A 13,583-nucleotide genomic window follows, 5' to 3' on the forward strand; every position below is an offset into this window, starting at 1 on the left:
GGTGATACGTACGAGGCTTACGGGCGACGGATCGCGTCGGCCACGGCCGTGGTGGCCGGACCGGCCGCCAGCTCGGTCTCCAGGAGCTGCTTGCCGAGCAGTTCGGGGTCCGGGAGCTCCATCGGGTACTCGCCGTCGAAGCAGGCGCGGCAGAGGTTCGGCTTGGCGATGGTGGTCGCCTCGATCATGCCGTCGAGGGAGATGTACGAGAGGGAGTCGGCGCCGAGGGAGGTGCCGATCTCGTCGATCGTCATGCCGTTGGCGATGAGCTCGGCGCGGGTCGCGAAGTCGATGCCGAAGAAGCAGGGCCACTTCACGGGGGGCGAGGAGATCCGGATGTGGACCTCCGCCGCGCCCGCCTCGCGCAGCATCCGCACCAGGGCCCGCTGGGTGTTGCCGCGCACGATCGAGTCGTCGACGACGACCAGGCGCTTGCCCTTGATGACTTCCTTGAGCGGGTTCAGCTTGAGGCGGATGCCGAGCTGGCGGATCGTCTGGGAGGGCTGGATGAACGTACGGCCGACGTACGCGTTCTTCACCAGACCCGCGCCGAAGGGGATGCCGCTGGCTTCCGCGTAGCCGATCGCGGCCGGGGTTCCGGACTCCGGAGTCGCTATCACCAGGTCGGCCTCGACGGGGGCTTCCTTGGCCAGGCGGCGGCCCATCTCGACGCGGGAGAGGTAGACGTTGCGGCCGGCGATGTCGGTGTCCGGGCGGGCCAGGTACACGTATTCGAAGACGCAGCCCTTGGGCTTCGCTTCCGCGAACCGGGAGGTACGGAGGCCGTTCTCGTCGATCGCGATGAACTCGCCCGGCTCGATCTCCCGGACGTAGCTCGCGCCGACGATGTCGAGGGCGGCGCCCTCGGAGGCGACGACCCAGCCGCGCTCCAGGCGGCCGAGGACCAGCGGGCGGATGCCCTGCGGGTCGCGGGCGGCGTAGAGGGTGTTCTCGTTCATGAAGACGAGGGAGAAGGCGCCGCGGACCTGCGGGAGGACCTTCGGGGAGGCCTCCTCGATGGTCAGGGGCTTGCCCTCGTCGTCGACCTGGGCCGCGAGGAGCGCGGTAAGCAGGTCGGTGTCGTTGGTGGCCGCGACGCGCGGGGTGCGGCCGCCCTCCTGCTTGGGGAGGTCGGCGACCATCTCGGCGAGCTGCGCCGTGTTGACGAGGTTGCCGTTGTGGCCGAGGGCGATGGAGCCGTGGGCCGTCGCGCGGAAGGTGGGCTGGGCGTTCTCCCACACCGAGGCGCCCGTGGTCGAGTAGCGGCAGTGACCTACCGCGATATGACCCTGGAGCGCGCCGAGCGAGGTCTCGTCGAAGACCTGGGAGACAAGGCCCATGTCCTTGAAGACAAGGATCTGGGAGCCGTTGCTGACCGCGATTCCCGCGGATTCCTGGCCTCGATGCTGGAGGGCGTAGAGCCCGAAGTAAGTGAGCTTGGCGACCTCTTCGCCCGGGGCCCAGACACCGAAGACGCCGCAAGCGTCCTGGGGGCCTTTCTCACCGGGGAGCAGATCATGATTGAGTCGACCGTCACCACGTGGCACGCCACCGAGTGTAGGCGAGATCGACCACTGGTCCGAATTCGCGGACAGTGGGCTTGCTTACTTCGCCGCCGACCCCGCCGCCTGCTCCGCACGGGCGGCGAGGCCCGCACCGGAGGCCGCCGTGAGCGTCAGGGTGTTGTCTTTCCGCTGGTAGGAGACCTTCCCGGAGAGGATGTCGGCCAGCTCCCGCTCGGTCTTCATGACGGGCCCCGAGCACACCATGCGCGTGGTCGCGAGGGGGCCGAACTCGATGGTGCCGTCCTTGACGGTGGCCTTGCCGCGGAAGGTGTTGCAGCCGAGGGCTCCGCTCGCGGTACCGTCCGCGGCGAGGGTGAGGTGCGCCTTGGCGCCCTCGGGGAGCGACGAGGCCGAGCCGTCGTCGCCCTCGCCGGACAGCAGGGTGTCGATCGTCCACCGGGTGCCGGTCAGCGGAGGGGTGGTCGCGGCGGCGCCCTCGGCCAGGGTGATGCTGTCTCCGTTCGCCCTGGTCAGGGTGAGGGTCTTGGTCGTACCGTCCTTGTCGATCTCGGCCTTGAGGTCGCCGTGGAAGACACCCACGAACCGCTCCTCGAACTCCTGGACGGGACCGGGGCAACCGATCTCGGTCTGGGCGAGGTCGGAGACCGTGACCGTGTCGCCGTCGACCTCGACGTCGGCGCCGAAGTCGTTGCAGCCCACCGTGCCGCCGGATTCGCCGCCGCCCTCGTCCGGCTTGGCCGTACCCGGCTTGAAGGTGACGTGGGCCTCGTCGAGCCGGAAGTCGTCACCGCTCGGCAGGGCGTAGTCCTTGCCGTCCACGGTCACCGTCCGCGGAATCCACCGGATGCCCGCGATGTCCACATCGCCGCCGACCGAGCCGCTCCCGCCGCCGCTGCCGGACTCCGTGCCGCAGGCGGCCAGGACGGCGGTGCCGGCCAGGGCCGCGGCGGCGTACTTCACGCCTGTCGTCCGTTTCATGACTCTTGGACGCACGCGACGGGAAATGCGTTCGGTGTCGCTATCGGCTGTTATCAGTCCGTTGCCATGTTCAGCTCAGTTCAGCCCGGTTCAGCTCATGATCGGCAGCAGCCCGCCCAGATCCGCCCGCTCCCCGCTCGCCCTGACCTGCGCCTCCTCGACGGCGTCCTTCCACTCGACCCGCCCGGTCGCCAGCCGGATCCAGGTCAGCGGGTCGGTCTCGACGACGTTGGGCGGGGTGCCACGGGTGTGCCGGGGCCCCTCGACGCACTGCACGACGGCGTACGGCGGGATCCGCACCTCGGTGGAGCCGCCGGGCGCCTTCACGGCGAGGGCGTCGGCGAGGAGCCGGGTGGCGGCGGCGAGGGCCTGGCGGTCGTACGGGATGTCGAGGCCGGGGACGGCGGCGTTGAGGTCGTCCGTGTGAACGACGAGTTCGACGGTGCGGGTGACGACGTAGTCGGCGAGCGGCATCGCGCCCACGTTGGTGGCCAGAAGGCGGGGGGCGAGGTGGGTGTCCAGGTGGGTGGTGAAGTCCCGCTCGATGCCGGCGAGGTAGGCGCCGAGGTCCGGGTGCTGCCCGGCGAGCTGGTGGGCCACGTCGGCGATGGCCGCGGACTTGGCGGCGGTCGCGAACGGCCAGTCGAGCAGCGTGGCGTCCTGCTTCACCGGCGCGGGCTGGTCGAGGAACCGAGCGAGGGCGGAGAGGGCCATCCCGAGGTGCGCGACCAGCTCACGCACGCGCCAGGTGCCCAGCCGGGTGGGGAGGGCGAGCTGCTCGGGAGTGAGGGTGCGGACGCCTTCCCGCACGTTCCCGAACTGGGCGAGCACGGCGGCGCGGGTGCGGGCCGGGTCGTAGGTGCGGAGGCGTTTTCTGGGCGGGGGCATGAAAGTGAGGTTAGTCGGCGTCGCCGAAGGCCCCGCCCGTCGAAACGGGCGAGGCCTTCATCGTCGTACGACTGCTTACTTGAGCAGCGCCGGGATCGTCCCCTCGTGAGCCACTCGCAGCTCCTCCAGGGAGAGTGCGAACTCGCCCTGGACGTCGATCAGGTCGCCGTCGACGACGCCGATGCGGGTGACTGGCAGGCCGCGCGCCCCGCACATGTCGTTGAAGCGGACCTCCTCCGAGCGGGGGACGGCGACGACCGCGCGGCCCGCCGACTCCGAGAAGAGGAAGGTGAAGGCGTCCAGACCGTCCGGGACGATCAGGCGCGCGCCCTTCTCGCCCTGCAGCGCCGACTCGACCACGGCCTGGATCAGACCGCCGTCGGACAGGTCGTGCGCCGAGTCGATCATGCCGTCGCGGGAGGCGGAGATCAGGATCTCGGCCAGCAGCCGCTCACGCTCCAGGTCGACCTTCGGGGGCAGGCCGCCGAGGTGGTCGTGGACGACCTGCGACCAGGCCGACCCCCCGAACTCCTCACGCGTGTCGCCCAGCAGGTACAGCAGCTGGCCTTCCTCCTGGAAGGCGACCGGCGTGCGGCGGGCTACATCGTCGATGACGCCCAGCACAGCTACCACCGGGGTCGGGTGGATCGCCACCTCGCCCGTCTGGTTGTACAGGGAGACGTTGCCGCCGGTCACCGGGGTGCCCAACTGCTGGCAGGCGTCGGCCAGTCCACGGATGGCCTCCGCGAACTGCCACATCACCGCCGGGTCTTCGGGCGAGCCGAAGTTCAGGCAGTCCGACACCGCGAGCGGCTTGGCACCCGTCGTGGCGACATTCCTGTACGCCTCCGAGAGCGCCAACTGGGCGCCCGCGTACGGGTCCAGCTTCGCGTAGCGGCCGTTGCCGTCCGTCGCGATGGCCACGCCGAGGCCGGTCTCCTCGTCGATGCGGATCATCCCGGAGTCCTCGGGCTGGGCCAGCACCGTGTTGCCCTGCACGAAGTGGTCGTACTGGGAGGTGATCCAGGACTTGGAGGCCTGGTTCGGGGAGGACACCAGCTGGAGGACCTGGGCCTTCAGTTCCTCCGAAGTGGCGGGCCGGGCAAGCTTGTTGGCGTCGTCCGCCTGGAGCGCGTCCTGCCAGTCCGGGCGGGCGTAGGGACGCTCGTACACCGGGCCGTCGTGCGCCACGGTCCGCGGGTCGACGTCGACGATCTTGCCGCCGTGCCAGTAGATCTCCAGGCGGTCGCCGTCCGTCACCTCACCGATGACGGTGGCGATGACATCCCACTTGTCGCAGATCTCCAGGAACCGGTCGACCTTCTCCGGCTCCACGACCGCGCACATGCGTTCCTGCGACTCGCTCATGAGGATTTCCTCGGGCGAGAGGGTCGAGTCGCGCAGCGGTACGTCGTCCAGGGTCACGAGCATGCCGCCGGAGCCGTTGGACGCCAACTCGCTTGTGGCGCACGACAGTCCGGCCGCACCCAGGTCCTGGATACCGACGACCAGCTTCTCCTTGAACGCCTCCAGGGTGCACTCGATGAGGAGCTTCTCCTGGAAGGGGTCGCCGACCTGGACGGCGGGACGCTTGGAGGGCTTGGCGTCATCGAAGGTCTCGGAGGCGAGGATCGACGCGCCACCGATGCCGTCGCCGCCCGTACGAGCCCCGTACAGAATGACCTTGTTGCCCGCGCCGGACGCCTTCGCGAGGTGGATGTCCTCGTGCCGCATGACGCCGATGGCACCGGCGTTGACCAGCGGGTTGCCCTGGTAGCAGGCGTCGAAGACGACCTCGCCGCCGATGTTGGGCAGGCCGAGGCAGTTGCCGTAGCCGCCGATGCCCGCCACCACGCCCGGGAGCACCCGCTTGGTGTCGGGGTGGTCGGCTGCACCGAACCGCAGCGGGTCCACGACCGCGATCGGCCGCGCGCCCATCGCGATGATGTCGCGGACGATGCCGCCGACACCCGTGGCCGCGCCCTGGTAGGGCTCCACGTACGACGGGTGGTTGTGCGACTCGACCTTGAAGGTGACCGCGTAGCCCTGGCCGACGTCCACGACGCCCGCGTTCTCGCCGATGCCCACGAGCAGTGCATCGGACTGGGGGGCCTTCTCGCCGAACTGGCGGAGGTGGACCTTCGAGGACTTGTAGCTGCAGTGCTCGGACCACATGACCGAGTACATGGCGAGCTCGGCGCCGGTCGGGCGGCGGCCGAGGATCTCCACCACCCGCTCGTACTCGTCCTTCTTCAGGCCGAGTTCGGCCCAGGGCAGCTCGACGTCGGGGGTCGCGGCCGCGTGCTCGACCGTGTCCAGAGGCGTCCGGCTCATGCGTTGACCAGCTTCTTGAGGATCGAGGTGAAGAAGGGGAGGCCGTCCGTGCGGCCGGTGCCGATCAACGGCTCGACGGCGTGCTCCGGGTGCGGCATGAGGCCTACGACGTTCCCGGCCTCGTTGGTGATACCGGCGATGTCGCGCAGCGAACCGTTCGGATTGAAGTCCAGGTAGCGGAAGACGACCCGCCCCTCGGCCTCCAGCATGTCCAGGGTGCGCTCGTCGGCGACGTACCGGCCGTCCATGTTCTTCAGCGGGATGTGGATCTCCTGGCCGGCGGTGTAGTCGCTGGTCCAGGCGGTGTCCGCGTTCTCCACCCGCAGCTTCTGGTCGCGGCAGATGAAGTGGAGGTGGTTGTTGCCGAGCATCCCGCCCGGGAGGAGGTGGGCCTCGGTGAGGATCTGGAAGCCGTTGCAGATACCGAGGACCGGGAGGCCGGCCTTCGCCTGCTCGATGACGGTCTCCATCACCGGCGAGAACCGGGAGATGGCACCGGCCCGCAGATAGTCGCCGTAGGAGAAACCGCCGGGGAGGACCACCGCGTCGACCTGGTGGAGGTCCTTGTCCTTGTGCCAGAGAGCAACCGGTTCGGCACCCGCGAGGCGGATCGCGCGCTGGGTGTCCCGATCGTCGAGACTTCCCGGGAAAGTGACGACGCCAATACGAGCGGTCACTTCGCGGCCTCCGCGACTTCTTCCACCTTCACGGTGAAGTCTTCGATCACCGTGTTGGCGAGGAAGGATTCCGCAAGATCGTGGATGCGGGCGAGGGCTGCGTCGTCGACGGGCCCGTCAACTTCCAGTTCGAATCGCTTTCCCTGACGTACGTCGGAGATCCCGTCGAAACCCAGCCGCGGCAGTGCGCGCTGCACCGCCTGGCCCTGGGGGTCGAGGATCTCCGGCTTGAGCATGACGTCGACTACGACGCGTGCCACTGGCACTCCCGGTGGTGTGGTGCTGAGCAGGTTCAGCAGGTTCCTGCATGTGGCTTCAGACTACCCGTACAAAATTTCTACGCGGGTAGAGTTGTAGGAAGCTACGTGTGGACCATCACGATCCGGTATCGGGCAGGTGTCTTCGCGAAAAGATCCGGGAAAGATCCCGGATCCACCCCGGATCCCTATTGCGCGGAGACACGCGGGCGGATTTAGTCGGGCTTCACTTAGCAATGCTTGGCCCTGTACAAATGAATTGGCAATAGCCGATACTTTGGCCAATAACTGGCGGACAGTCGACATCTCCGGGGCGTCTCGGCACGTCATCGCAGAGATGCCGCACGAAGGGACCGATATTCGTGGCGCAGCGTGTCGTGGTCACTCTCTTTGACGACATCGACGGCTCGGAAGCGGAGGAAACGATCGCCTTCGGACTGGACGGCAAGTCGTACGAGATCGACCTGAACCAAGCCAATGCCAAGAAACTGCGTAAGGCGCTCGCGCCCTACCTGGAGGCCGGCCGCAAGAGGTCGAGGTCGGGCAAGGCGTACCGGCAGACGGAGGTAGCCCCGGACCCGGCGGCGGTCCGCGCCTGGGCCCAGGCGAACAAGATGGACGTCCCGGCGCGCGGCCGGATCCCCAAGCGGATCTACGAGGCGTTCGCGGCGGCACAGTGAGTACGGCGCCGTTAGTCCGGCCCGTGAGCCTCGGCCGACGACCGGTCACCCGCCCCTCGGTACAGCCGACTTGCGTTGCACCCCTCCTGGTCAGCTAGAGTCTGGAGCACGCCGAGGGGCGAGGCCGAAAGGCCCGGCTCACGGAGTACACGCGGGTGTAGTTCAGTAGTAGAACATCCCCCTTCCAGGGGGAAGGCGCAGTGTGCAATTCCTGTCACCCGCTCTGCATCGCCGTCCCGACCACTCTGGTGGATCAGGTAGGCTGGTGCTCGCGCCGATCGGTGAGAGCCGGTCGGAGGCAATGCGGACGTAGCTCAGTTGGTAGAGCGCAACCTTGCCAAGGTTGAGGTCGCGAGTTCGAGCCTCGTCGTCCGCTCTGTTTCTGAAGACCCCGGTCCAGTGGGCCGGGGTCTTTTCCGTTATCCGCCTCTCCGGTCCGAGGGCAGGAGCACTGTGACCATGGACACAGAGGGGCACAAGTACGTGATCTAGGCCGTCGCCGCTTCGCGATCTGCGCATGGGGACGGTTGGAATCGGCGCGCGAGCCGCACTCCCCTTGAACCGCCCTGCAAGCCTTCACACCGCCACTTAGCAGCTGTCGGCTGGGGATGATCCACAGTTGGCGACAAATGACCCGTACGGGTTAATTTGATCGAATTCTGATCGCCCTCGCCCTGGAGCATGGTTGCGCCGGGATCGCAATCGAGAACCTGAGCTTCACCGACGCCCACGCCACAGGCCGGGAGAGCATGGGACGCGGCAGGCGCGGCAAACGATTTCGTCGCACCGTCTCAGGCATCCCTACCGCGCGTTTCCGCGAACGGCTGCGCTGCATGGCCTACCACCAGGGCCTGCTCGTCATCGCCATCGACCCGGCCTACACCAGTCGCTGGGGCGGGCAGCATTGGGCCAGGCCCTTGCAGAAGCAATCCAAGAAGAGCAAGGTCACGCGGCATCACGGCGCCGCGGTGGCCATCGCACGACGCGCTCTCGGGCACGGGATCCGGCGTCGGCCAGGTGTGACCGCCCATCACCAGAGGATGGTGTCGCGGAGAGCTACCGGCCAGGCCATGTCCCTTCCGCGAGCGTGCGGGGCCGCGAGCCCACCCAGGACAGCGGGCACGCCTGGCGAAGGCGGTAAGACCAGACTGTGCCGAGGTGACCGACTCGCGCTGTTCCCCGGCCTCGAAGACCGTTCGCGAGGCCACCGGACCATCCGTCCGGATCCCGGCGAATCGGCCAGTGTCGGTCGACCGCGCTAGGGACGGTATAGTTGCTCTCGCGCCACGGCGCAGTGCGGACGTAGCTCAGTTGGTAGAGCGCAACCTTGCCAAGGTTGAGGTCGCCAGTTCGAACCTGGTCGTCCGCTCCAGATCAAGGCCCCGGTCATCGACCGGGGCCTTTGTCATGTGGGGCTTTGTCGTGCGGGTCAGCTCCAGGTCGAGCCCGTCAGCAGCTCGTACGCCTCCACGTACTTGGCGCGCGTCGCGTCCACGACCTGCTGCGGGAGCGGCGGCGGGGGCTGCTCGCTCTTGCGGTCCCAGCCGGAGACGGGCGAGGTCAGCCAGTCGCGCACGAACTGCTTGTCGTACGACGGCTGCGCGCGGCCCGGCTGCCACTGGTCCGCCGGCCAGAAGCGGGAGGAGTCAGGGGTGAGGACCTCGTCGGCGAGGACCAGGGTTTCTCCCTCGAAGCCGAACTCGAACTTCGTGTCGGCCAGGATGATCCCCCGGTCGCGGGCGATGTCGCGGGCGCGGCCGTAGACCGCGAGGGTCGCCTGGCGGAGCTGGGCGGCGGTGTCGGCGCCGACCTGGCGGGCGACCTCCTCGTACGACACGTTCTCGTCGTGCTCGCCGACCTCGGCCTTGGTGGCCGGGGTGAAGATCGGGGCGGGCAGCTCCGAGCCGTCGACGAGGCCCTCGGGGAGGGCGAGGCCGCAGACGGTACGGCTCTCGTCGTACTCGACCAGGCCGGAGCCGGTGAGGTAGCCGCGGGCCACGCACTCCACCGGGAGCATCTGGAGCGACTTGCAGATGAGAGTGCGGCCGGTCCAGTCGGCGGGGGCGCCGGCGGGGAGTTCGGTGCTCAGGACGTGGTTGGGGGCCAGGTCGGCGAGCTGGTCGAACCACCACAGGGAGAGCTGGGTGAGGACGCGCCCCTTGTCGGGGATCTCGGTGGGCAGCACCCAGTCGTAGGCGGAGACGCGGTCACTGGCGACCATCACGAGGTCGCCCGCCTCGTTCTGGTACAGGTCGCGCACCTTGCCGGTGTGCAGATGCACCAGACCCGGAACCTGGATCGGCTCGGGCTTTTCAACGAATCCGGACACGGTTCCTCCCCGTGGTTCTGTCCTAGTGGCTTGATTCTCCCGTACGAGGGGGGATGCGGCGGACAGGGGGTTCAGTCGCGTTTGCAGATGCGGTCCAGGAGGTTTGTGGTGGCGCGTTGGACGCGGGCGTCGACGTGGCCGGGCCGGTCCAGGGACGGGGACCAGGCGAACGTTCCGGATGCGAAGACCAGGGCGCCCGAGGGGGCTCGGTAGAGGGATGTCTCCTGGTGGCGGGGGACGCCGTCGGCGTCGGCGTACGGGGAGTGGGCGAGGAGGATGCGGTCCTCGTGCTCGGGGAGCTGGGTGCGGGGGAAATAGCGGTCGGCCTCGCCCGCGACCAGGCCGTCGATCTCGTCGCCCTCGTGCGCCCCGGTCGCCTCCCACAGCCAGTGGTCGGCGTTGCGGACGATGAGGGGGTGGGGCTCGGGGACGCGGCCCGCGTACTGGATGCCCACCAACTGCTGCTCCGGACGGTCGACTTCACGCCAGAGGACCGGTCGGCCGGGGCCCTTGCGTTTTCGGCAGGTGAGCAGGTGGTCGGCGACACCGGACGGCGACGGCCCCAACTCCACCTGCCAGTACATGGTGTTGGCGGAGAGGAAGACGAGGGACGTGCCGTGTTCGCGGGCGATCTCGGCGGTGCGGCGCATGTTCGTCGACCAGTACTCGTCGTGGCCGGGGAAGACCAGGCCCCGGTAGCGGGTGGGGTCGACGCGGCCGGAGTGCAGGTCGCGGGCGTCGGCGTAGGCGAGGTCGTAGCCGTAGCGCTCGGCCCAGCGGATGAAATCGTAGGCGTGGCCGACATGCAGCGGCAGGCCCGAGCCCGCGTACGGGCGGTCGAAGGAGACCGTGGTCGCGGCGTCGGCCTCGCCCAGCAGCCGGCCGTCCTCGTCCCAGGCGTGGTAGAGGCTGGCGCCGGTGCGGCCGTCCTCCGGGTAGAGGTTGTACGCCTGCCAGGTCACGTCCGGGAGCAGGAGGAGCAGGTCCGCCGGGTGGTTGTCGCGGATCGTGAAGGGGATGTGGGAGCGGTAGCCGTCGGCGGTGGTGAGGACGGCGACGTATGCGCCGATGCTCCAGTAGGACGGGATCTGGAGCCGCCAGGACAGCCACCAGTGGTGGCAGGAGACCGTGCGGTCGGCGGTGAGGGGCGGGGGCTGGACGATGCCGGAGAGGCGCGGGCTGGTGGTGATCTTCGCGGCGCCGTCACCGCCGTAGTGGCCGATGCGGTAGACGTCCACGGCGAATTCCTGGGGCGGGTCGACCGTGATGTGGAAGTCGACGGCCTCGCCGGGGACGACGGCTCCGGTCGAGGTGAAGCCCTTGATCTGGCGGCGGACGTCGTCGGCCGAGCGGGGGCCTCCGGCGGTGGGGCGGGGGCTCGGGGTGGTGCGGGGGGCGGGGACTTTGGGAGTGTCGGCCTGGTCCACGTACCAGGGGACCACCTGACCGGTGTCGTCGAAGTACGTCTCGCTGCCGCGGAGCCAGGGGACCGGGCCCTGGCCGAAGGGGTCCGTCACGGCGTGCGCGAGTGCTCCCGACTCCCAGCGGCGGATCTGCTCCGACCCCATGGTCGCTCCCCTCCCTCGTGCCCCCGTGCGCTCGTGCCGGTTCCGGTGCTGTTGTGCGTGCCCTTGTTCGTGCCGGTGGCTGCGTCCGGGCCTGTGGCCGTGGCTGTGGTTGCTGCCGGGCTTGTGGTTGCGGCTGTGCCCGCTCGTGTCCGTTGTCGTATGTCGCAAGCCCTTGCCATGTGCGCTATCGGTCCCAGCACATCACATTACGCACGCACTCCGTCACTGTTCGTCTTCGATTGACCAAAAGTGGAAGGCGTTGCTCCGGTACCTCAGACGAGGCGTACGGGCTTCTCGGGGCGTATGCCAAGGTCGACCAGCCAGGCCCGCAGCGGGGCCGGGTCGCCCTCCTCGATGAGGCTGAGAACCCGCGGGGTGAGGTCGGCGGCCCTTTCGCCGTTGACCAAGAGCGACGGGCCGTCGAGCCAGTCCAGGCCGGGGGTCGCGCCGGCGGTGTCCATCGCGGCACAGCAGACCATCGCGGTGACGTGGTCGGCGAGCAGTTCGCGGCCGGTGCGTGGGGTCTGCAAGGGGAAGAGGGGCAGCGAGCCGTCGTCCCAGAGGGCGGTGTCGGGGCCCTGCCCCGGCGGGGTCGAGCCGGTCGACGTCGCCCCGGCAGGCTTGGCCGCCTCCTCGCGGGCCAGCTCCGCGGTGAGGCCGGCAGCGAGGGCGGCGCTGCGGCCGGTGCCGTCGGCCAGGTCGTCGTCCTCGCCCATCGCCTGGTAGGGGGTGGGGGTGACGTTGAGGGCATCCGCGCTTTCGGCGTGGCCTGGTGTCGGGTCCGTCAGGTGGTCCAGGACTCGGGCCAGGGTGGGGCCGTCGGCGTCGCGGGCCGTGCGGTCGGAGGAACGGCTGACGCCCAGGGCGTCGAGGACGCGGTGGAGGCGGGCCGCGTCCATGCGCCACTTTCGGTCGACGACCTCCTCCGGGTACTCCTGCCAGTCCACCGGCGACCAGTCCGGGCCCTGCTCGGCGGGCCCCCCGTGGAAGAGGCGGGCGGCGAGGAGCGAGGCGGCCTCGTCCACGGCGCCGGGCTCTTCGAGCAGGTCGCAGGCGGGGCGCTCGCCCAGCCTTGAGGCGAAGCCCTCGGCCAGCCGGTCGCGGCGGGACAGCTCGGTGAGCGCGGCGACGACGCCCGCGTCCAGCCGGGACGGCCAGCGGCCCATCCGCCAGGCGGGCAGCGCGACCCGGGTGAGCAGCCGGTCCCAGCCCGCGTAGGCGAGGCCGACCTGTTCCTGGGCGACGATCCGCAGACCGTAATCCACAGCCTGTGCACGCTCGGCGGCGGCAGCGGCGACACCGCGCTCCATCTCGGCCGCGTGACCCCGGCAGCTGCGCAGGAGCAGCCGCGCGACCCAGCCGACGCCGGCCAGCACCGTGCGGGACAAGGGCCCGCGTCCGGGCGCCGAGGTCACGGCCACGGCCGCGTCCAGGCCCCGTACGAAACGGCGGGCCGCGGCTATGTCCGGGTGCGCCGAAGGTCCCGTACCGGCGACGACCGGGGCGAGGACCGCACGCAGCTCGCCGACGCGCATCCACCACAGGAACGGGGAGCCGATGACGAGGACGGGCGAGGTGGCCGTACGACGATGGACTCCCCTTGCTCCCACGCCTGCCAGCTCGTCGCGGTCCTCCGGTGGGGGTGGGCCGTGGGCCGGGTGGGTGCGGTCCTCGAGCCAGCTGTCGCAGTCCGGGGTGAGCGCTATCGCGGAGGGCGCGGGCACGTCGAGGCGGTCGGCGAGGTCGCGCACCATCCGGTACAGATCAGGGGCCGACTCCTCGGCGATCGGGACCGTCGGGCTCACCGCGGGGCGGGAACGGGCGACGACCAGGCCGATGCCGCCGGCGGAGAGCAGGACGAGGACCGCGACCGGGGCCACGGCCCAGCGGGCGGTGTCCCAGACCTGGCCCACGAGGTGGCCGGTGGAGCCGCCCGCGAGCAGGATCACGGCGGCGGCCGCGGGCAGCAGGGCGACGGCCAGCGCGCGGCTGCGGATGCGCAGCACGGCGAGGGCCCGGGAGCGCGCGGACTGCGCGCCGACCTCCACACCCATACCGGTCACGACCGGATGCCACCCCCTACCTGTCCCGTACGGCGTCCTGTACGACCTGCTTTGCTCACTCCCCCACTGTGGCACCCACCACTGACATCGCAATGCCGGTGGGCCAAGTGCCGGAACGCTTTCGCCGCACCATAGTTGGGGCCTCGGCCCCCGTCAGCCGGATGGGACAGCGGTCACTCGATGGAATGGCCTTGGGGAGAGGTGGATGACGGACGGCAACGATCAGGCCCCGGATCCTTAGACGGGATCGGGGCCTGTCGGGTTGGTCGGGGATTGGATTTTG

Annotated in this window: 10 protein-coding genes and 3 tRNA genes; 4 read left to right on the plus strand and 9 right to left on the minus strand. The window is 69.7% G+C overall.

Annotated features, from left to right (window positions below):
* Positions 1-17: 17 nt before the first annotated feature.
* The 6 genes from purF to purS form a co-directional block, all read right to left on the minus strand.
* On the minus strand, positions 18-1,547 hold the full coding sequence (purF, locus tag AC5DRG_RS25400; RefSeq protein WP_491812934.1) for an amidophosphoribosyltransferase: 1,530 nt from the start codon (positions 1,545-1,547) through the stop codon (positions 18-20).
* 57 nt (positions 1,548-1,604) lie between these two features.
* Positions 1,605-2,504, minus strand: a complete 900-nt coding sequence (locus AC5DRG_RS25405) for an META domain-containing protein (protein WP_491812935.1) — start codon at positions 2,502-2,504, stop codon at positions 1,605-1,607.
* Between the two features lie 90 nt (positions 2,505-2,594).
* Entirely contained in the window at positions 2,595-3,392 is a 798-nt protein-coding gene (locus AC5DRG_RS25410) for a maleylpyruvate isomerase family mycothiol-dependent enzyme (protein WP_491812936.1), read from the minus strand.
* Positions 3,393-3,467: 75 nt separating this feature from the next.
* Complete coding sequence (gene purL, locus AC5DRG_RS25415; RefSeq protein WP_491812937.1) at positions 3,468-5,726, minus strand: phosphoribosylformylglycinamidine synthase subunit PurL; 2,259 nt, start codon at positions 5,724-5,726, stop codon at positions 3,468-3,470.
* Entirely contained in the window at positions 5,723-6,403 is a 681-nt protein-coding gene (purQ, locus tag AC5DRG_RS25420) for a phosphoribosylformylglycinamidine synthase subunit PurQ (RefSeq protein ID WP_491812938.1), read from the minus strand. The genes purL and purQ overlap by 4 nt, the downstream gene beginning before the upstream one ends.
* Complete coding sequence (gene purS / locus AC5DRG_RS25425; protein ID WP_369234799.1) at positions 6,400-6,663, minus strand: phosphoribosylformylglycinamidine synthase subunit PurS; 264 nt, start codon at positions 6,661-6,663, stop codon at positions 6,400-6,402. The genes purQ and purS overlap by 4 nt, the downstream gene beginning before the upstream one ends.
* A 359-nt stretch (positions 6,664-7,022) precedes the next feature.
* Between purS and AC5DRG_RS25430 the strand changes: the two genes are divergently transcribed.
* From AC5DRG_RS25430 to AC5DRG_RS25445, 4 genes are all read left to right on the plus strand, one after another.
* Positions 7,023-7,340, plus strand: a complete 318-nt coding sequence (locus tag AC5DRG_RS25430; protein WP_491812939.1) for a histone-like nucleoid-structuring protein Lsr2 — start codon at positions 7,023-7,025, stop codon at positions 7,338-7,340.
* A 151-nt stretch (positions 7,341-7,491) separates the two neighbouring features.
* Positions 7,492-7,563: transfer RNA gene (locus AC5DRG_RS25435), tRNA-Gly, on the plus strand.
* An 80-nt stretch (positions 7,564-7,643) separates the two neighbouring features.
* Positions 7,644-7,716 (plus strand) — tRNA-Gly (locus AC5DRG_RS25440).
* Between the two features lie 920 nt (positions 7,717-8,636).
* Positions 8,637-8,712 (plus strand) — tRNA-Gly (locus AC5DRG_RS25445).
* A 57-nt stretch (positions 8,713-8,769) separates the two neighbouring features.
* On the opposite strand, the gene AC5DRG_RS25450 is transcribed toward AC5DRG_RS25445, so the two are convergent.
* The 3 genes from AC5DRG_RS25450 to AC5DRG_RS25460 form a co-directional block, all read right to left on the minus strand.
* Complete coding sequence (locus AC5DRG_RS25450) at positions 8,770-9,669, minus strand: phosphoribosylaminoimidazolesuccinocarboxamide synthase (RefSeq protein WP_491812940.1); 900 nt, start codon at positions 9,667-9,669, stop codon at positions 8,770-8,772.
* A 71-nt stretch (positions 9,670-9,740) separates the two neighbouring features.
* The gene (locus AC5DRG_RS25455) at positions 9,741-11,237 is read right to left on the minus strand and encodes a N,N-dimethylformamidase beta subunit family domain-containing protein (protein ID WP_491812941.1); all 1,497 of its coding nucleotides are present in this window, start codon (positions 11,235-11,237) and stop codon (positions 9,741-9,743) included.
* 272 nt (positions 11,238-11,509) lie between these two features.
* Positions 11,510-13,291 carry a M48 family metalloprotease gene (locus AC5DRG_RS25460; protein WP_491813149.1) on the minus strand — a complete coding sequence of 594 codons (1,782 nt, stop codon included), beginning with the start codon at positions 13,289-13,291 and terminating at the stop codon, positions 11,510-11,512.
* Between the last annotated feature and the right edge of the window lie 292 nt (positions 13,292-13,583).

It is taken from the genome of Streptomyces sp. JLBG701 (genome assembly GCF_058544905.1).

Excerpts from the sequence above, each read along its gene's own strand:
- AC5DRG_RS25455 (WP_491812941.1), bottom strand. The coding sequence starts at position 11,237 with ATGGGGTCGGAGCAGATCCGCCGCTGGGAGTCGGGAGCACTCGCGCAC.
- AC5DRG_RS25410 (WP_491812936.1), bottom strand. The coding sequence starts at position 3,392 with ATGCCCCCGCCCAGAAAACGCCTCCGCACCTACGACCCGGCCCGCACC.
- AC5DRG_RS25405 (WP_491812935.1), bottom strand. The coding sequence starts at position 2,504 with ATGAAACGGACGACAGGCGTGAAGTACGCCGCCGCGGCCCTGGCCGGC.
- purL (WP_491812937.1), bottom strand. The coding sequence starts at position 5,726 with ATGAGCCGGACGCCTCTGGACACGGTCGAGCACGCGGCCGCGACCCCC.
- AC5DRG_RS25460 (WP_491813149.1), bottom strand. The coding sequence starts at position 13,291 with ATGGGTGTGGAGGTCGGCGCGCAGTCCGCGCGCTCCCGGGCCCTCGCC.